Raw genomic sequence first — 19,346 nt, 5'->3', positions numbered from 1 at the left:
AGACTGTTGTTTTGGCAACAAGCACGAACAAATCCGCGACCCTTCGCCACTGGCTTGAATTCATTCCGCTGTGGCTTCTTGTTGGCGCTCTGCGCATCCTGCCCCGCTCCCTGGCGCGGACTGTCGGCGCCGCGATCGGCAGAGCGGCATTTCATCTGCTCTCCCGGCTTCGAAAAACAGGCATTCGGAATCTGGAGATCGCCTTCCCGGCGATGGCCGCCGAAGAGCGCGAAGGCATTCTGCGCTCGCTCTACCGGCACCTCGGATGGCAGCTTGCGGAGTTCTGCCTGATGGCGGGTTACACCGCCGAACGTGCCAGTCAGTTCATTCGCTACGAGGGTCTGGACAACTACCTGAAGGCTCGGGACAAAGGCCGCGGTGTTCTGATCATCACCGGCCACCTGGGAGCGTGGGAGCTCTCCAGCTTCTTCCATTCCCTGCGCGGCTACCCGATGGCAATGGTGATCCGGCGGTTGGATAATCCTCTGGTCGACCGGTTCGTCAACGGAATCCGCTGCATGCACGGCAATCGTGTCCTGCATAAAGATGACTCCGCCCGCGGTCTGCTGCGCGCCATGCATCACGGAGAGACCGTAGGCATCCTGATGGACACCAATATGACGCCGCCCCAGGGTGTCTTTGTTCCCTACTTCGGAACCCAGGCATGCACGGGCGCGGGCCTGGCACGCGTCGCCCTCAAGACCAATGCCGCCGTCCTCGCAGGCTTTCTGTTGTGGAATGAAGCAGAGAAACGCTATGTTCTTCACTTCGGTCCGGAGATCGAGCTGACCCGCACCGGCGACCACGAGATGGACGCGGTCACCAATACGGCTCGTTTCACCGCAGAGATCGAACGCTATGTGCGCGAGTATCCTGACCAGTGGCTATGGGTGCACCGCCGCTGGAAGACCCGGCCGGAGGGAGAAGCGAAGCTCTATTAGGATTAGGCGTGTTGAAATTGATTTTGTGGCTTAGTTAGGGTTCGGGGGATTCCTTACCCACCCTAACTCCGTGAGGGTGGGGCACCCCGGCGGGCATAGAACGCACGTTCAATGTTTCCTGCCCGGGTGCCCCACCCCGGGGTCCTGTTCGTTGGGGTGAACGCTCGCAACGCTAGGGTGGGTAAGGATTACCTCAAAATTCTCAACAAAGCACGCGCTGGACGAAAGCTGGATTCGACAAGATTCCATCGAAGGACTCCACAAGGCCCCAGCAGGAAGCAAAGTACGGAGGCACACCTCATGTTTGACCTTTCGCAGCTAGCAGCAAAGATTACGGCCTCCGGCTGTCCCACCTTTGCCTCCGCCGACGAGGGGCCGGGCGAGATTGCGCGTGTCTCTGCCATCAGCAAAGCGACTCCGGATGCTGTTGTCTTCGCCAGTGATGAGAAGACACTGGAGGCGGCTCTGCTCTCGGCTGCCGGCGCAATTCTGACCAAACCTGCACTCGCTGCCGATATCTCCGACCCTCGCATCGTGCTCACCAAAGACCCGCGGCTTGCCTTTTCCCTGGCGGCGCAGCATCTTCTGGCTCCGGCACGGACGGAGATCCATTCCTCTGCCGCCGTGGATGAAACCGCCGTCATCGGGAAAGACGTAAGCATTGGCCCCTACGCCGTGATCGAGGCACGAGTCAGCATCGGCGATGGTTGTGTGATCGGACCCCGCGTAACCATTCTTGCAGACACGATTCTTGGTGAACGCTGCGTCATTCAAAGCGGTGCCGTTCTCGGCTCGTTTGGCTTCGGCTATGCGCGCTCGGCTTCAGGCGCCTACACCCTGTTTCCGCAGCAGGGAACGCTGATCCTGGAAGACGATGTCGAGGTCGGCGCAAACTCCACCATCGACCGCGGCGCGCTGGAAGAGACGCGCATCGGTCAGGGCACAAAGATCGATAACCTGGTGCACATCGGGCACAACTGCCGCATCGGAAAACATGTGGTCATCGCGGCGCAGACAGGTATCTCCGGAAGCTCCGTCGTGGAAGACGGAGCGATCCTCGGAGGCCAGGTCGGCATCGGCGAAAAAGCCACCGTTGGTCCAGGAGTCATTCTGGGTGGCGGCGCCGGCGTACTCTCGAATAAGAAGCTCTACGGAGCCAACCAGGTCTTCTGGGGCCGTCCAGCCCAGCCGCTGAAGCAGTATCTGCGAGACCTGGCCAGACTGCGGAAGGACTAGGAGATGGTAGTCGTCATCGGCGGACACACACGCAACATCGGCAAGACCTCTGCCGTCTGCGAGCTGATACGCGCCTTCCCTGCTCTACATTGGACTGCCGTCAAGATCACGCAGTACGGCCACAACGTCTGCTCTGCCAACGGCGAGCCATGCGATTGCCAGACAGCCGACCACACTATCGCCTTGAGCGAGGAACGCGATCCGACCTCGGGCACGGACACCAGCCGGTATCTCGCGGCCGGTGCTGCCCGCTCCCTGTGGCTGCGCACCCGCCAGGGACAACTGGCTGAGGCAATGCCCCGCCTGCGCGCCGAGCTGGCCAGGTCTACGAACAACATCCTGGAATCGAACTCGGTGATGCGCTTCCTGCGGCCCGATCTCTACCTGGCCGTGCTGTCGCCGGAGACAGCCGACTTCAAACCCTCAGCGCAGTATGTCCTGGACCGCGCCGACGCTTACCTGCTCACGGCGAAAGCAGATGCTCCCGCGTGGCAGGGCATTTCGCTAAAGCTTCTGGCGGGAAAACCGCAGTTTGCATTCACAGCAGGAGAGTCCTTCTCGCCTGAGTTGCAGACCTGGTTGGCGGAGAAGCTGGGGCATTCCCTACCTACCCTAACGTTGTGAGGGTTCACCCCAACGAACAAGTTCGTCGGGGACCCCGAGGTGGGTCACCCGGGTTAGATAAAAAAGCAGATTCTAAGCTCCCTTGGTCGCTGCGAAATGACAAACAAAGAGCCCATAGCTCTAAGCGCTGAAGGCGCGCTCTATATCAGCCTGGGGCAACGCCCCAGGTTTAGGTATCGACAAGATCTTAAAGGGCTGAAGGCCCGCCCTATAGTTCTGCAGTAAGGGGAATCCAGAACATCGTGAAAGACCTTCCTTTTCAATGCGCCCAATCCTGCCTCTCTCCATACAGAATCCTGAAAGTTGACACGAATATGACTCCTGCGTTGTGTCGACGAAACTCACTTTAGATTGGGAACTATAGAGCGGGCCTTCAGCCCTTTGACATTCAATGTGCTCGAGGACCTGGGGCGTTGCCCCAGGCTGATATAGAGCGCGCCTTCAGCGCTTTTCCTCGTTTGCTCGCCACGTTCAAGCCTCCCTCCCACTCTGTGCGTGAATGGGGCACCCAATTCTCTATCCCAAAAACAAAAGCGCTGCCCGCAGGCAGCGCTTTTATCAAAGACTCACTTAGTTATCGAAGTTCGTCAACGCATCCATGAACGCAACATCCAGAACCGTTCCCTGAATGGTGATCTGGCTGTTGTTGATCTCCGACCCATCCGCGGTATTGAAGGCGTGGATCTGGCCGCCGTACGCCGTGTACATCTTGTGCAGGCTCTGCACCCAGCACAGGCCCGTCAGGTCGCCATAGTAGTAGAGGTTGTAATCCTGGTTGGGATATTTCACCGTGGTGTTCGCATTGCGGTTCACCGAGGGCACAATCTGCACCGAGCTGGCGGAGCGGTCAAAGCGGGTCAGGCAGTTGTAGTTCGCCGCCTGGGAGGTGACGCCCAGATCCGCCTGGTGTGCACGCTCGCCGTTCGCGCAACTCTGCGATCCGATCCAGAGCGTGTTGTCATCACCGAAGAGCATCTTGGTGTGATAGCCATCAGAGATCGAGTACTTGCCGGTCACCGTCTTCGTGGCGAGATTCAGCGTAGAGAGATTTCCTGACCAGTAACCGTCAGGCAGGAATTGCTGCCCGCTGAGATAGAGCGTCGAGCCATCCGTGAGCGCCGCCGTCACACCACCCGGCACAGGTACGGTCTGCGCCACATAATTGGGCTCGGGCGAGACCGTCGGGATGTTGTAGATGGTCAGATTGCTGAGGTTCAGGAAGCCGACACTCGCCGTCGTGCCGCCGCACTCCGGGCCGCAGTTGAGGATATAGGCCTGGCTGCCGTCGTTTGAGAAATAGGCGCCGACCGGACGATCGAAGGAGCCTGTCACCTTCACCAGGCAGTACACCGGCAACTGATAGGGCTGGCAATCCACCGCGCCCGGAGGAGTCGCCTGGTTGCTGTTCAGCTTCACCAGGCGGTAGATGTTGTTGCCATTTCGCTGCATGGCCAGAACGACCGTGTTGCCCTGGTTCACGAAGACCCGGTTCACGTTCGGCAGGTTGAGCGCATAGCTGGCCTGGGTTCCGCCGCGGATCACCACCTGGAGCTGGCCGGCGGTCTCCTGAGCCGAATAGACCATGGTCTGGTCGGTAGAGACCTTGATTCCATCCGGAACGGCAGACTTGGCTGCGAGTGTCGCAGCCGCTCCGCTGCTCTTCTCGCCACCGTAGTCAATAGCCGCCAGCGAGCCGTCGCCCTGTGCGTAGGCATAACCGGCGACCTGCTCCGGGAAGTTCAGGATCGGGCTTGGCGAATTCCCCGAGTAGCCCGAGATGCTGTAGGACGAGTTTGCGTCAAAGACGTTGTTGCGCAGGTCACGTTGCGCGTCCAGAATCTGGAGACCGCCACTCAGCGTACTGGTGTAGGAGGCGAGCACGCGATATGCGAACTTGCTGGGAGGAATCGGGCGTCCGGCGTAGGTGTATTGCGGAAACTTGTAGTAGCGGACACCGCAGGCGCTCAGCACCAGAGCCACAGCGGTCAGGGCTGCAAAAACATACAACTTACGCTTCATCAAAGTAACGGACTCCAGCCCACCGCCCGGCGGTAGCAAACTGCGGTGTAAAAACCGCCTGAACTTTTGCCTCAAGTATAAAGCACGCGCCCACCCGGCTGCCCTATTCCCGCTACACTGGGAATAGCATATCCGCCATGGTCGAGACCTCAGAATCCGTACTTGAGACCCTGCTCGCCCCCGGACGCACTGTATTGTGTGACGGTGCGATGGGCACCATGTTGTACGCTCGCGGAGTCTTTATCAACCGCTGCTACGACGAGTTGAACCTCTCCCAGCCCGACATGATCCGCTCCATTCATGAGGAGTACCTCCACGCCGGCGCGGAGATGATCGAAACCAATACCTTTGGCGCGAACGCTATCCGTCTGGCGCGGTATGGTCTGGCCGACAAGGTCTCCGCCATCAACCATGCCGGCGTCACACTGGCCCGCAAAGCGGCTCAGCACTCCGAGGAGAAGACGGCCGCCCATGCCTACGTTGCGGGCGCCATCGGCCCCCTGGGAGCCCGCCTGGCGCCCGCAGGCACCATCACGGCACAGCAGGCGCACGATACCTTTGCCGAGCAGATCGCAGCCCTGGCTGCGGCCGGCGCCGATCTTCTGATCGCCGAAACCTTCCCCTCCGTCGCCGAGGCGGAGATTGTCGTGCGCGCCGCCCGCGACATCGCTCCCCACCTGCCGATCTTCGTGATGGTGACGGTCGACGACAACGGCAACACCCTCGATGGCACCACCGCCGAAGAGACGGCGACCCGTCTGACCATTGCCGGCGCCAACGCCGTGGGCTGCAACTGCAGCTCCGGACCGCATGCCGTTCTGGACGTCATTGAGCGCATGCGCGCCGTCACCCACCTTCCGCTGGCGGCGATGCCCAATGCCGGCCTGCCGCGCGCCGTCGACGGCCGCAACATCTACCTGACCTCGCCCGAATACATGGCCAGCTTCGCCCGCAAGTTCGCCAAGGCGGGCGCGAACTTCATCGGCGGATGCTGCGGCACCACGCCAAGTCACATCAAGGCGATGCGCTCCGCCCTGCGCGCGATCGATGCCCAGGTGACCGCCAAAGCCGAAGTCACCGACGAGACAAAGGCGGCCGTTCAACCGCCGGCCTTCCGCGAACGCTCCAGGCTCGCCGGCCTGCTTGCCAATCGTCAGTTCGTCTCCATGGTAGAGATCGTGCCGCCGCTCGGCGTCAACTGCCAGAAGGAGCTGGACGGCGCAAAGAAGCTCGCCGACCTGGGTGTGCACGTCATCAATGTGCCCGACTCTCCCCGCGCATCCGCGCGCATGTCCGCTCAGTCGCTCTGCGTGCAGATCCAGCACAAGATCGGCATCGAGACCCTGATCCACGTCACCTGCCGTGACCGCAACCTGCTGGCGCTCCAGTCAGACATGCTCGGCGCCTCCTCCATTGGACTGAAGAACGTGCTCTGCCTGACCGGCGACCCGCCCAAGCTGGGGAACTATCCGGATGCAACCGCCGTCTTCGACGTGGATGCCATCGGCCTGGTGAACATCATCCGCGATCTGAACCACGGCCTGGATCTCGGCAAAAACCGTATCGGCGAGTCCGCGGCCTTTGCGATCGGCGTCGCGGCCAACCCGGGCGTTCCGGACGTCGACAACGAAGTCCGTCGCTTTGCCCTCAAGGTGGAAGCAGGCGCGGAATACGCCATAACGCAGCCGGTCTTCGACATGCGTCTGCTGGAAACCTTCCTGCGCCGCATCGAGGAGTTCCGCATCCCGGTCATCGCCGGTATCTGGCCGCTGACTTCATTGCGCAACGCCGAGTTCATGAAGAACGATCTGCGCGTCGCCGTTCCGGACGAGATCATGTTCCGCATGCACAAGGCAGGCGAGGCCTCCGCTGACCATGCACGCGCCGAAGGCATCAAAATCGCGCAGGAGATGCTGGCCCACACCCGGCCCCAGGTCGAGGGCGTACAGGTCTCCGCTCCCTTTGGCAAATACACCGCTGCCGCACAGGTGCTGGAGCTGCTGAGCTAGAACAAGGAAGAGACGATGCCGACCTTTGAAGAGAATCTGAAAGCGCTGGAAACGGTCGTAGAGCAGTTGGAACGGGGCGACCTGCCGCTGGAAGACTCCGTCAAGCTCTTTGAGCAGGGCATGGCCCTCTCTGCCGCATGCAAACAGGACCTGGAGGCTGCCGAAGGCAAGCTGCAGGTCCTGATGAAACAGCAAAACGGCAAGATGGAAGCCAAAGACCTGAACCTGGAGTAGAGGACTTCGTCCCTCCACATGGGTGCCCACCCTCACGGAGTGGGTTCGGGAACACCCAAATCCCAAACAAAACACAGACACGAGTTCGGGGATACGTCCGGGAAGCGCGCGGCTTCCTTACCCCATCCTAGCGTTGCGAGGATGGGGCACCCGGGTGGCATAAGCGCCCGCCCGCCGATATACCCTAGTTCCATGCCTACTCAGGACGAGCTCAAGCTTCTCGCTGCAAAACGCGCACTCGACTTCATTCAACCCGGCATGGTCGTTGGCCTGGGCTCCGGCTCGACCGCTACCCTGTTCATCAAGCTGCTGGGCGAAAAGGTGCAGCAAGGACTGAAGATCCGCGGCATCGCATCCTCAGAAGACTCCGCGAAACTCGGAGCATCTCTTGGTATTCCCGTGATTGACTTCACCGAAGCAACCGAGACCGACGTCACCGTAGACGGCGCCGACGAGGTTGCTCCCGGCCTGGCGTTGATCAAAGGCGGGGGCGGCAAGCTGCTGCGTGAGAAGATCGTCGCCTCGGCTTCAAAGAAGTTCATCATCGTGGCCGACTCGTCGAAGGTCGTGAAGAAGCTGGGCAAGTTCAAACTGCCCATCGAGGTGATCCCCATGGCCGAGCCTCTGGTCTCTGAGCGTCTGAAGGGGCTCGGCTATCCCAGCAGCATCCGTCAGGCCAAGGACGGCAGCGGCAACTACATCACCGACGAAGGCAACCTCATCCTCGACTGCGACCCAACCCAGATTGACGATCCCGCAGCCCTGGCAGCCCAGTTGGACACGATGGTAGGCGTCGTCGAACACGGACTATTTCTCGACATGGCAGACCTGGTCCTGGTCGCCGGCGAAGACACCGTCACCGAATACACACCGGAAACGAAGTTTTAAGAGAGCCCATACATGGGGTTCCCCATGTCCCTTAGGGACATGGGACGTTCGAGCGTCGGGGTCCCCGGCGAACTTGTTCGCTGGGGTGAGTCGTAGCTCGAATATAAGTCTCCGCAGCTGGTTTTCGGTACCTCAGCGCTGAAGCCGCATATCTCCCGTGCGGGATACGGGACGGCTGAAAGCCGTCCCCTTAAGCAAGACATTCGCGCTCCGCGCGGACCATCTCCCCTAAGACAAAAGGGATGGCAACCATGCCATCCCTCTGTAAACATCAACTGGCCACTGTTAACTGGCAACTGTTTTTACCCGCCCCACAACCACCGTTCCTTCAAGCAACGGCTTCATGGTCACGTGCCACATCACGCCATCCTCGTCCCGCACAACTTCCAGCACCGGAACTTCCAGCTTCGTTCCGCTGCGCGCCGTAGCTTCCAATACTCCTGTGGCTCCCGGCGTGAACTCCGTCTGGCTAAGCGAGATCTGCCACACCGAACGGCCTTGCTGTCGCGAGGCCTCGCGGATATCTGTCACTTCAGCTTCGAACATTACTTCGTCAACGCGCTACGGAGCGCCTCCACTTCCACCTTGCTGCCAATCGCCAGTGGCGTGCGTTGATGGATCGCCTCGGGCTTAATATCCAGGATGCGATCGACGCCATTGGTCGCCATGCCGCCTGCCTGCTCTGCGATGAAGGCCAGCGGATTCGCTTCATACATCAGCCGCAGTTTGCCGTGAGGAGTTTTGGTTGTCGGAGGGTAGAAGAAGATACCACCCTTAAGCAGCGTGCGATGGAAGTCTGCCACCAACGAGCCGATGTAGCGCGAGCCATGCTTCTCGCCAATTTTGCCGGCACGCATGTCATGCACGAACTGGGTGTACTCAGGCGCCGATTCTTCGAGATTCGCTTCGTTGACCGAGTAATACGGTCCGGAATCCGGCATCCGCATGTTCTCCCAGCTCAGGAGGAATGCACCGATGGTCTGGTCGAGCGTGAAACCGTGTACGCCATGTCCCGTGGTGTAGACCAGGATCGTCGATGGACCATACAACACATAGCCGGCCGCTACCTGCTTGATGCCCTGCTGCAGCACCGAGGTATTTACATCGCCCCACTGCGGGCGGCGGAAGACCGAGAAGATAGTACCGACGTTTACATTGACGTCGATGTTCGACGAGCCATCGAGCGGATCGAAGACGATGATGTACTTTCCTGTCTCGTTGTCGCGATTGAAGACCACGGGCTCATCGTCTTCTTCGCTGACCAGTGCAGCCACGCTGTCACGCAGGCCGAGGCAATGCTCCATAGCGCGGTTGGCGTAGACATCGAGCTTCTGCTGCTGCTCGCCCTGCACGTTCATCTGCCCGTACGCCCCGAGGATGTCGCTCAACCCGGCGGAGCGGATCTTGGCTTCGATCATCTTCGCCGCAAGCGTGACGCCGGAGAGCAGCCAGGAGAAGGTGCCCGTCGCGTCAGGAAAGTTCTTCTGCTGCTGCAGAATGTGCTGCTGGACTGTGGTGATCATCGACTGCTGCTGAGCCATGTTTGTGTTTATCCCTTTCTCCCATGCTAAAGCCTGGGGCTACAATCTCAGTCATCATGAATCGCAGACACTTCCTTCTCTCCACGGCTGGAGTTGCGGCCACTGGTCTTGTTGAAGCGCCGTTATTCGCACAGGGACATGGTAGTGCGCCCATGCCCAGCCGCCCGCTGCCGCCTGCGATTGCTGCGCTGACCAATCGTGTATCAGACGTGAAGCCTATCACTCTTACAGAGCGCGAAGAACGCTGTAACCGTGCGCAAACGTTGATGGCGAAGAACAAGATTGACGCCATCGTCATCACGACGGGTACGTCCATGCTCTACTTCACAGGCATGCGCGGCGGCAATTCGGAGCGCCTCTTTGCCTGGGTACTTCCCGTCAAAGGTCCTGCCTTTATCATCTGCCCGGTCTTCGAAGAAGAGCGCATGCGTGAGCTGACCGGCAACATGGCCGGAGGCGACAAGATCCGTTTTTATACCTGGGACGAACACGAAAATCCCTATGCACTGCTTGGTAAAGGCTTGAAAGACGCGGGCCTGGCGACTGGAAGCATCGGCGTGGAAGAGCAGACGAAGTTCGCCTTCTCAGACGGTTTTGCTCACGCACTGCCTGCGGCAAAGATCGTCTCCGCAACGCCGGTGACGGCAGGATGCCGCGGCGTGAAGTCAGCTCATGAGCTTGAACTGATGAAGCTGGCCAATGACATTACCTGGCATGTCTACGAAGCCGCATGGAAATCACTCACCCCTGGTATGACCACACGCGACGCGTCAGCACTGATCTCCGCCGCTTATATGAAATGCGGTGTCTCCGGATATGCCTCGGTGGAGGTGGATGAGTTCTCCGCTCTGCCGCACGGCTCTATCAAGCCGCAGACGCTGAAGGAAGGCTCCATCGTGATGATCGATGATGGTTGCACGGTGGAAGGCTATCAATCGGATATCACCCGCACCTTCGTGCTCGGCGGCAAGGCAACCGACAAGCAGAAGCAGGTCTTCGAGATCGTACGTAAATCCCAGGCTGCCGCGCTCGCGGCAGCAAAGCCCGGCGTGCCCTGTGAAGCCGTCGACATCGCCGCACGCAAGGTCATCACGGATGCCGGTTACGGCCCCGACTATAAGTTCTTCACCCACCGCCTGGGTCATGGAATCGGCATGGACGGCCACGAGTGGCCGTACCTTGTACGCGGCAATAAACAGCCACTGGCCGTCGGAAATACCTTCTCCGATGAGCCGGGAGTCTACATCCGCGGTGAGTTCGGCGTACGTCTGGAAGATGACTGGGTAATGACCGAAAATGGCGGCGAGATGTTCACCCCGACCAGCAAATCAATTGAAGAACCTTTCGCGGTTTAGAACCCATACACCGGGTGCCCCAGGTCCCCAAAGGGACCTGGGTATTCGCGCTACGCGCGAACCGCCTTTTTTGTTTGTCATTTCGTAGCGACCGAAGGGAGCGGAGAAATCTGCTTCTCTACCCATACTTCCTCATAAAAACGGTCGCGCAGAGCGCGATACCCCACCCTTTGCTGCGCAAAGGATGGGGCAACAAGTGTTTACTGCTTCTGAACTGTCCTTACTCATAACCCTTGTGCTGCCAGTTGACCGGTTCCAACAGCGGCGCGGCGCATACGCGGTTCCGACCCTCCGCCTTAGCCGTATAGAGTGCCGTGTCCGCGGCAAGTAATAATCTCCGGCGGTCAATCCCCTCTACCGCCTCAGCAGAAGCCACCCCGCAGCTTACGGTCGTCCATAACCCGATCTCGGGTTGTGGCACAGGTTGAGACGGCGCCGGAGAACCGGCCATCTTGATCAGCTGCCGTATGCGTTCGGCCACTTTCATCGCAGACTCAAGGCTCACCCCTGGAAGCAAAAGAACAAACTCCTCGCCTCCGTAGCGGGCTGCAAAGTCATGTTTGCCGCGTAGCGCCTGCTGAATCAATAAAGCAACACGCTTGATCACTTCATCGCCATACAGATGTCCTTGCGTATCGTTCACGATCTTGAAGTGATCGATATCGATCATGACCGCAGAGATAGGCTGGTGTGTCTGTGCCGCATGGCTCCACAGCACCTCAAACTCCTTCTCGAAGGCGGAACGGTTCGCAAGCTGCGTCATGGGATCGTGTGTAGAAATCAATTCGAGCTCACGATTGGCTTCGCTGAGCTCCACGCGCTTCAACTCATTGCTCCGCAGCAGCAAATAGGAGAGGCGTTCTTCACGCTCCAGGCTGTAGTTCGCAATCAGGATGAACACACCGCCCCAGAAGACCAGGCCGCCCATGTGCATCTTTTCGATCGGCTGCAGAAAGGGATCTTTCACCAGGAAAGCGACCGACGTGAGATTGCAAAAGAGCATGGATGCCATGGCGTAGTTGAAACGCGGACGCATCACGATATTGGTCACCAACAGGATCAGCATCAGGCTGACGGATGCATGCGTCGAAATCTGACTGCTGACGTGCCAATAAAGGATCACGGCACAGGTAGCGGCCACGCCGGCAAGCACCACGATAGAGCCTTCCCGAACGCGAGCGGAAGGCTCCCGGCGGAGCACCGCATGAATCGCAAAGGCGATCGGGGTAAAGACACAGGTGCGCAGGAAAACAGCCAGCCAGATGCGCTGCGGCATCGCCTGATAGTCGCTGATCAGGAAAAGGTTGTAGATCAGGATGATGAGCAGGCCGTCCCGGCTCATCCGAAGCGCACGCAGAGCTCCTACGGCACGCTCGAACCGCTCCTCCAGTTCCGCCGAAAAGCACAGGGGCACAAAACGTCCGGCCTTGAGGCGGGCGATCTGCCGGTCAAGCAGCAACTCCTGCGCGTTGGCGGTATTCCGTACCACGGTACTTTCCACCGTAGAGCTATATCGGCGGCAAGCCCATGACCCGTTAGTGGGGTTTTCATTACCTTTGGTGTGACCTGGCATCTACCGCGAAGAGGCTAGAGCGTGTCGGATTTGTTTGTTTGTCATTTCGCAGCGGCCGGAACCCCGACCAGCTCTGCTGGTTGGGGAACATTCGAGCGAAGCTCGAACCGGGTGGGAGCCATGGGCTTTCAGCCCACGGTCTATCGGCTCAATATCGACATGGGCTTTATAGCCCTGGGCTTTCTCCTAACGAATGAAGAAGACCCAGGGCTAAAAGCCCATCTACTTTTATGCGTTTATCAGCGGGCTGAAGCCCGCTGCTCCCATCTATGCGAGCTATGCTCTAGGCTCTCTCAGACCGATCGAATCTATTCGGGCGCGCCCTAGATCTCCATCGCATACTGTCCGGAGACAAAGCCCGGAGGCATTGGCTTTGGCTCCGCCGCCAGGTCGAGGATCAGCCGTTCGAGCACCAACCGCTTATCCGGAGGACTCGAACGAAGCTCCAGATCGGCTTTGGCGATAAGGCGCAGCGCACGTGTCAGCTCGCGGCGAGTCTTATAGCGGCGTGCCTGCCGGATAAGATCATCCGCCGCAAACGGAGGCATACGGAAGCCCTGCCACAACGCCTGCCAGATGGCGCGCGAGTCGCGCACATTCTTCTCCAGGATGATGAGCATCTGACGGAAGGTGCGCGCCAGCATGTAGAGGTGCCCGATGGCCGAGTCTTCTCCACCATCAGACGCATTCAGCAGGCCATGCAACAACGCCAGCGCTCCGGCGCGGTCATGGCGCGAGATCGCATCGGTCAGCTCGTACAGTGACCTCTGCTTTGCGGCAAGCACCTGGGTTTCTACATCGCCCAGCGTGATGCGGCCCTTGCCCAGGGTGTAGAGCAACAGCTTTTCTACCTCGGAGGCGATCAGCATCATGTCAGCCCCAAGCGCATCCACCAGCTCGCGGGCGGCATCCTGCTCAAAGCTTGTCTGCTGCTGGGCAGCATACTCGATCACCCAGCGCACGGCGTCCCCTTCCTCAACGCGGCCCATCTCCACCACACCGCACCAGTCACCCAGCGTCTCGCGGATGCGATCGAACCGCTCCTTCTCCTGATAGTCCATACGCCGCAGATCGGCCGGAATACGAAGGTGGTCCGCAACAAAGAGGATCAGCGCCTGCGGATTGGGAGCGCGGAAGTAGGCATCAATCGCGGCAAACTCGTCCTTCTTTGCGCCGCGGGTATAGAGGTTCTTCAGGTTACGGATGAAGATGACCTGAAAGGGCGCCATCAGCGAAGGCGTACGCGCAATATCCAGAGCATCGAAGATCGAGGTCTCCGCCAGGTCCAGATCGTGCAGGCAGAAGTCGCGCAGGTCGCCGGGCACAAACTGCGCCAGCACGGCCTTGCGGGCCCGCTCCAGCAGGAACAGTTCGTCGCCGACGAGAACATATCCGGGCTTCGGGTTCGGGGAAGCGATCTCCGCCTGAAACCGGTCCACAGATGCAAAGCTGCGCAAAGCTGCCATTGCCTTGATTTTCAACGGCTGCGGTGTGTTAACGGGAGTGGAAAACAAGGGACGAATCCAAAGAAGAACATACTTTGAGCCTTGACTGACGCACCCTGCACCAAAGTCTGTGCAATCCACAGGCCCTTCGGATAACCCGGCAGCTCAAGGGTGGCCCAGCCGCTGAAGGCAACCTTGAAAATTCCGACTGAGTAGATTTTGCCCTCAGCGGCTTAAGCCGCCGTCCCTGTGGGCTTCTGTATGGGACGGCTGAAAGCCGTCCCCTTAACCACCCCAGCCAGCAGAGCTGGCCGGGGGCCCCGGAGCAAGGCATTCGCACCTACGGTGCGAAGCGGTTGCGCCACGCGCAACGACTGCCTGAGCAATCCAGTGAAATTCTTCGTTTCTATTCGAAGTTCAATCCTCCACCACTGAACGGCGAACCCACAACTCTCAATGCCTCACACCATTCAACTATTCAACAATTCAAACATTCAACTTCTTTTAGAAACTCTCCACCATGTCGCTGACCAGCGCCTGGGCAAAGTTCCGTGCCAACCGTTGCACCGCGGGGCTGTCTTCCTGGATGAAGGCGCTCAGATCCTGCGTTGACTGATACTGTTCGCGGAAGCTGAAACCGTTGTTCTTATACAGAACCCGTCCATCCGGCGCCGTCAGCACCACCTTGGCCACAATCGTGATCAGGTAGCTGGAGGTCTGCCCGGTGGTGGAGTCATACGTCAACGGTGCAACGGTCTGCGAAACAATGGTGCCGGTCAGCAGAGCGTCGCTGTTCTCCGGCCTCTCATCGGAGGTGACCACATAGCGGGTGCGGTTGTTGAGCGCGTGCACCACGGCCTGCGTAAAGGCCACCTCGGTGTGATAGCTCTGCGTATTGTTCTTGAAGACCGGAACCGCAAGGGTACGAACACCCGCTGGGATATGCGTAGCCTGCCCCGCACGGTGATAGCCACAACCAGTTGCCGCCAGAAGTACAGAGAGAAGAACGAACCGCTTCATCGCATGTTCAGTGTACGCAGAATCAAAGATGACCCACGTTTTTACTTGCCACTTCGGAGCGCTTATCCGTCTACAGCCGCTGCAGATGCGTGTCTTTGAAGTGCGTCGGATACTTCAACCCATAGCCCAGCAGCCGGTCAAAGCCAATGTGGCTGACCCAGATCAGCGCAATCGACAGGGCACGCGAATGATGTGCCCAGGCCGCCGCGATACCAAGCAACACAGGCAGCACCTCTGTATGCGCCAGGTTGTACGCCGCCGCACCAGCACGCGGACCCGCTGCAAAACCGATCATCGAGAGATCCGGCACCAGGAAGAGCAGACCAAAAAGCAGCCAGCTTGCATGAACCTGTTGATAACAGAACAAGGCAACCGCCAAAACGGCCGCACCTTCAAGATGCAACAGAACTCGTGGACGCGTCAGCATGCCTCCAACCTAAACGAAAAGGCCACCCGGGAGGGTGGCCTTTCGATCTTCGGTTACGAGGAATTTATGCGGGGCTCGGACGGCTATCGCCGAAGCCGGGAGCGCGGCCGCTCTCGGGCTTCAGAACCTTCTGCGTATCCGCCGTGTTCGAATCCGCGTGGGCCAGGGCCGACTTCGACGGAGGCAGATCCTTGCCTTCGATGATGAGGCGGATCTCCTGCGCATCGATCGTCTCACGCTCTAGCAGGGCCTGCGCCATGCGGTGCATGATGTCCTGGTTGTTCTCCAGGATCGAGTACGCCGACTTGTAACCCGCATCCACAAACGCCCGAACCTCAGCGTCGATCTGCTTGGCGGTATCGTCAGAGAAATCGCGGTGCTGCGCGATCTCGCGGCCGAGGAAGATCTGCTCTTCCTTTTTGCCGAAGGTCAGCGGACCGAGATTCGACATACCGTACTCGCAGACCATGCGGCGAGCCAGATCAGAGGAGCGCTCGATGTCGTTACCGGCGCCGGTGGTCATCTTCTTGAGGAAGATCTCCTCGGCGCAGCGGCCGCCCATCAGGATGGCAAGCTGCGTCTCCAGGTAATCCTTGGTGACGGTGTGCTTGTCTTCCTCAGGGATCTGCATGGTCACACCCAGAGCCATACCGCGCGGGATGATGGTGACCTTGTGCAGCGGGTCAGCATGCTCGCGCATGGCGGCGACCAGAGCGTGGCCGGCTTCGTGATAGGCCGTGACCTTCTTCTCTTCGTCGGTCAGCAGCATCGACTTGCGCTCGGCGCCCATCAGGACCTTATCCTTGGCAACTTCAAAGTCGTACATGTGTACGGCCTTGCGGTTGTTGCGGGCAGCGATCAGAGCAGCCTCATTGACCATGTTGGCCAGGTCGGCGCCGGAGAAGCCCGGTGTTCCACGAGCCAGCACGTTGAGATCAACGTCCTCAGCGAGAGGAACCTTCTTGGAGTGAACGCGAAGCACTTCCTCGCGGCCACGGACATCCGGACGGCCCACGATCACGCGGCGGTCGAAACGGCCGGGACGCAGCAGCGCCGGGTCAAGGACATCGGGACGGTTGGTGGCAGCCACCAGGATCACGCCGTCGTTGGACTCAAAGCCGTCCATCTCGACGAGAAGCTGGTTCAGCGTCTGCTCACGCTCATCGTGTCCGCCGCCCAGGCCTGCGCCACGGTGACGGCCGACAGCATCGATTTCGTCGATGAAGATGATGCAGGGAGCATTCTTCTTACCCTGTTCGAAGAGGTCACGAACGCGGCTGGCGCCCACACCGACGAACATCTCGACAAAGTCAGAACCGGAGATCGAGAAGAACGGAACATTCGCCTCACCGGCGACTGCGCGCGCCAGCAGGGTCTTACCGGTTCCCGGAGGTCCGACGAGGAGCACGCCCTTGGGGATACGGCCGCCGAGGCGCTGGAACTTCTGCGCCTCGCGCAGGAATTCGATGATCTCCTTCAGCTCTTCCTTGGCCTCATCCACACCGGCGACATCCTTGAAGGTCACCTTCTTCTGCTGCATGCTCAGCAGACGGGCGCGGCTCTTGCCGAAGCTGAGAGCTTTGTTGCCGCCGGACTGCATCTGGCGCAGAAGGAAGAACCACAAGCTCAGAATCAGCGCGAAGGGAGCGATCTGGATCAACAAGCCAAGCCATGCATTCGACTGCTGATCCTTCACCGTGATGGCGACACCGTGATCACGCAGCGACTTGTACATGTCCGGATAGTTGGCCGGAATGGTGGTATGGAACTGGTCCTTGTTGTCTCGGTAATGTCCGGTCACTTCCGTGCCGTTGACGACTACGTCCGAGATCTTGCCTTGTTCGGCATCGTTCAACAACTGACTCAGGGAGATGGTTGTGTCATGCCCGATGCCTGTTCCCTTGACCACGAACTGCCAAAGAATCACGAGGCAGGTGATCATGAATACCCAGATCAGGACGGTTTTAACAGTTGAATTCAAATCCGGTTCCTCTTTCCGGCTGCTTCGCCTGGAAGCTAAACCAGCCGGACACGTTTCGCAGAAACGCTCCTGCAATGGTTTAGACGCCACCCAGGAGCGGAAGGTGCCCCGGGAAAAGCGTTCGCGCTGGTGTTTTTGATTCTACTCCCAGCATTAACGATTCGGCCGCCCCTTTCAGGGGAAGTTTCTGCAACTTCGGTCGGAGGTAACGGTGTTCAGATCCGGGACAGTTGCAGCTCCCGGGCGGTCCTCCGGGCCCGTAAACCACCCTGTAGGTGAAGCTGTGCCCCGGGCTTCGCCGAGACGGTGGGGTCCGGGGTCCAGCCCTCCCCCGCCAAACCGCACATCGCCAACAGCTTTGCCGTCTCCGTGAAGCTGAGCCGGCATCCCAGACCGGCAGCCGCGCCCCGCAACAGCCGCCGCCGCGCCGCCAGCGAGAGCGGCCGCAGCCGCTCAATCTCCATGGCGATTGCCCTCGTCCCGGGGGCCGTCTCCGAGCTGCGCCCTCCGCCCCGGACCGGCGTCCCGGGCAGCACCAGCCCCGGCAGCAGCCTGGCCAACTCCGCAGCCCAGAACTCTTCCTCGGCACGAGCGAGATCGGCCACCTGGGACAGAGCCGGCGTGACCTGCGGGTTGAACTGCCGCAGCAGTGGCATCAGCTCGTGCCGGACACGGTTCCGGGTCAGATCGAGGGACCGGTTAGTCGAATCATCCCTCCAGTCCTGACCGCGCGTCCGCAAAAACGCCTCCACCTCGGCCCGCGAGACGGCAAGCATGGGGCGGACAATCCTTGGCCTGCCGGCGAGTACCGGCGAAATGGCGCCCAGGCCCTCCGTCCAGGCGCCGCGCAGCAGCTTCATCAGCACCGTCTCCGCCTGATCGTCCTGGGTGTGGGCCGTAGCGACGGCATCGGCGTCCACACGTGCGAAGACCTGGTACCGCAGAGTCCGGGCAGCCTCTTCGACCGACTCCTTTTCCCGCTCCACCCGTGCCGGTACGTCGACCCGCTCCACCGTCAACGGAATATCGAGGCGTCCGCAGAGTTGCTGCACAAAGGCGGCGTCGGCGTCTCCCTCCGGGCCGCGGATGCCATGCTCCACGTGCACCGCGCTGAGGCCGATTCCCAATTCAGCCCTCCGATCAGCAAGGGCAAGCAGCAGCGCCACTGAGTCTGCCCCGCCGGAGACACCGACGGCGACGCGGTCGCCCACTCGCAAAAGACTGACGTTCAAATTCAGTGAAGCTTCAGCCATCGTTCCATTATCAATACCTTATGTTCCATACACGACCCGCCACGCCAGCCGACGCCGCCCTCATCGCCGAACATCGCCAGCGCATGTTCGCCGACTCCGGCCAGGGAGACGAAGCCGTCCGCGCCACCGTGCGCGTGAACTTCGAGCCGTGGGTAAGGCCGAGGCTCGAGTCTGGCGAATACACCGGATGGATTGTTGAGCTCCATGGACAGCCCATCGCGGGCGCGGGAATCTGGTGGATGCCGTGGCCACCGCACTTCCTCGACCCGGTACCGCTGCGGCCTTACCTGCTCAATGTTTTCGTGGACCCGGCGCATCGGGGCCACGGCCTGGCGCGGAAGCTGGTCGAGCTCGCCATCGAAGCCGCCCGGAACCGCGGCTGCCGCGTGCTCTCACTCCACGCCTCACGGATGGGAAAGCCCATCTACGAAAAGATGGGCTTCAGCGGAACGACAGAGATGATGCTGCCTCTGTAAGGCGGATATGGGCTTGCCTTGGGTTGTCATCCCGCAGGGATCTGCTTCTCTACCAGCTGTTGCTGATAGCGGTGATTAGAACATTCGAGCGCAGCTCGAATCGGGTGAAATCCGAGGGCTTCAGCCCTCGGATTTCGGTCTAAGTATGAATGGGCTTTAGCCCTGGGCCTTTGTGGTTGTCAGCACAAAAAGACCCAGGGCTTGAGCCTAATGTCACTTACTTTGTACGTGAGAGGAGAAAAAGTGAGTTGAGGAGAGGGAGCTAGGGTTGAATCAGAAGTAGCTCTGTGAGGAACCGCTGCGTCTGTTATGGAGAAGAAGGCG

The 19,346-nt window shown here is 59.9% G+C and carries 17 protein-coding genes; 8 read left to right on the top strand and 9 right to left on the bottom strand.

The window, feature by feature from the left end; all coding sequences use genetic code 11:
* The first annotated feature begins 11 nt into the window (after positions 1-11).
* The 3 genes from OHL21_RS00595 (at position 12) to OHL21_RS00585 (ending at position 2,801) form a co-directional block, all read left to right on the top strand.
* Positions 12-941 carry a lysophospholipid acyltransferase family protein gene (locus OHL21_RS00595; protein WP_263415309.1) on the top strand — a complete coding sequence of 310 codons (930 nt, stop codon included), beginning with the start codon at positions 12-14 and terminating at the stop codon, positions 939-941.
* Between the two features lie 300 nt (positions 942-1,241).
* A complete protein-coding gene (gene lpxD, locus OHL21_RS00590; protein WP_263415308.1) occupies positions 1,242-2,177 on the top strand; it encodes a UDP-3-O-(3-hydroxymyristoyl)glucosamine N-acyltransferase in 936 nt (311 codons plus the stop codon).
* 3 nt (positions 2,178-2,180) lie between these two features.
* A complete protein-coding gene (locus OHL21_RS00585) occupies positions 2,181-2,801 on the top strand; it encodes a hypothetical protein (protein WP_263415307.1) in 621 nt (206 codons plus the stop codon).
* A 570-nt stretch (positions 2,802-3,371) separates the two neighbouring features.
* On the opposite strand, the gene OHL21_RS00580 is transcribed toward OHL21_RS00585, so the two are convergent.
* The gene (locus OHL21_RS00580) at positions 3,372-4,820 is read right to left on the bottom strand and encodes a hypothetical protein (protein ID WP_263415306.1); all 1,449 of its coding nucleotides are present in this window, start codon (positions 4,818-4,820) and stop codon (positions 3,372-3,374) included.
* Between the two features lie 137 nt (positions 4,821-4,957).
* On the opposite strand from OHL21_RS00580, the gene OHL21_RS00575 reads away from it, so the two are divergent.
* From OHL21_RS00575 to rpiA, 3 genes are all read left to right on the top strand, one after another.
* Positions 4,958-6,829: a bifunctional homocysteine S-methyltransferase/methylenetetrahydrofolate reductase gene (locus OHL21_RS00575; protein WP_263415305.1), complete on the top strand. Its 1,872-nt coding sequence runs from the start codon at positions 4,958-4,960 to the stop codon at positions 6,827-6,829.
* Between the two features lie 15 nt (positions 6,830-6,844).
* Positions 6,845-7,063: an exodeoxyribonuclease VII small subunit gene (xseB, locus tag OHL21_RS00570; protein WP_147650145.1), complete on the top strand. Its 219-nt coding sequence runs from the start codon at positions 6,845-6,847 to the stop codon at positions 7,061-7,063.
* Between the two features lie 192 nt (positions 7,064-7,255).
* Positions 7,256-7,951: a ribose-5-phosphate isomerase RpiA gene (gene rpiA, locus OHL21_RS00565; RefSeq protein ID WP_263415304.1), complete on the top strand. Its 696-nt coding sequence runs from the start codon at positions 7,256-7,258 to the stop codon at positions 7,949-7,951.
* Positions 7,952-8,236: 285 nt separating this feature from the next.
* Here the strand turns inward: rpiA and OHL21_RS00560 are convergent, their stop codons facing one another.
* Positions 8,237-8,497: an alanyl-tRNA editing protein gene (locus OHL21_RS00560; RefSeq protein WP_263415303.1), complete on the bottom strand. Its 261-nt coding sequence runs from the start codon at positions 8,495-8,497 to the stop codon at positions 8,237-8,239.
* Positions 8,497-9,474 carry a class 1 fructose-bisphosphatase gene (fbp, locus tag OHL21_RS00555; protein ID WP_263415302.1) on the bottom strand — a complete coding sequence of 326 codons (978 nt, stop codon included), beginning with the start codon at positions 9,472-9,474 and terminating at the stop codon, positions 8,497-8,499. Before fbp ends, OHL21_RS00560 begins: the two co-directional genes overlap by 1 nt.
* Before the next feature lie 74 nt (positions 9,475-9,548).
* Between fbp and OHL21_RS00550 the strand changes: the two genes are divergently transcribed.
* On the top strand, positions 9,549-10,847 hold the full coding sequence (locus OHL21_RS00550) for a M24 family metallopeptidase (protein WP_263415301.1): 1,299 nt from the start codon (positions 9,549-9,551) through the stop codon (positions 10,845-10,847).
* A 220-nt stretch (positions 10,848-11,067) separates the two neighbouring features.
* On the opposite strand, the gene OHL21_RS00545 is transcribed toward OHL21_RS00550, so the two are convergent.
* From OHL21_RS00545 to tilS, 6 genes are all read right to left on the bottom strand, one after another.
* Complete coding sequence (locus tag OHL21_RS00545; RefSeq protein ID WP_263415300.1) at positions 11,068-12,336, bottom strand: GGDEF domain-containing protein; 1,269 nt, start codon at positions 12,334-12,336, stop codon at positions 11,068-11,070.
* A gap of 407 nt (positions 12,337-12,743) precedes the next feature.
* Positions 12,744-13,886 (bottom strand): DNA polymerase III subunit delta, encoded by a 1,143-nt coding sequence (gene holA / locus OHL21_RS00540; RefSeq protein WP_263415299.1) that lies wholly within the window; start codon positions 13,884-13,886, stop codon positions 12,744-12,746.
* A 483-nt stretch (positions 13,887-14,369) separates the two neighbouring features.
* The gene (gene lptE, locus OHL21_RS00535) at positions 14,370-14,885 is read right to left on the bottom strand and encodes an LPS assembly lipoprotein LptE (RefSeq protein ID WP_263415298.1); all 516 of its coding nucleotides are present in this window, start codon (positions 14,883-14,885) and stop codon (positions 14,370-14,372) included.
* A 70-nt stretch (positions 14,886-14,955) separates the two neighbouring features.
* Positions 14,956-15,312, bottom strand: coding sequence for a DUF4260 domain-containing protein (locus tag OHL21_RS00530; protein WP_263415297.1), 357 nt, complete (start codon positions 15,310-15,312; stop codon positions 14,956-14,958).
* 64 nt (positions 15,313-15,376) lie between these two features.
* Positions 15,377-17,293, bottom strand: a complete 1,917-nt coding sequence (gene ftsH, locus OHL21_RS00525; protein ID WP_263415296.1) for an ATP-dependent zinc metalloprotease FtsH — start codon at positions 17,291-17,293, stop codon at positions 15,377-15,379.
* Positions 17,294-17,508: 215 nt separating this feature from the next.
* On the bottom strand, positions 17,509-18,546 hold the full coding sequence (gene tilS / locus OHL21_RS00520; RefSeq protein WP_263415295.1) for a tRNA lysidine(34) synthetase TilS: 1,038 nt from the start codon (positions 18,544-18,546) through the stop codon (positions 17,509-17,511).
* Between the two features lie 20 nt (positions 18,547-18,566).
* Between tilS and OHL21_RS00515 the strand changes: the two genes are divergently transcribed.
* Positions 18,567-19,022: a GNAT family N-acetyltransferase gene (locus tag OHL21_RS00515; protein ID WP_263415294.1), complete on the top strand. Its 456-nt coding sequence runs from the start codon at positions 18,567-18,569 to the stop codon at positions 19,020-19,022.
* Positions 19,023-19,346 lie beyond the last annotated feature (324 nt).

It is taken from the genome of Terriglobus albidus (assembly GCF_025685425.1).
GTDB classification, from domain to species: Bacteria; Acidobacteriota; Terriglobia; order Terriglobales; family Acidobacteriaceae; genus Terriglobus; species Terriglobus albidus.
This window is presented reverse-complemented; position numbering and strand designations above follow the sequence as displayed.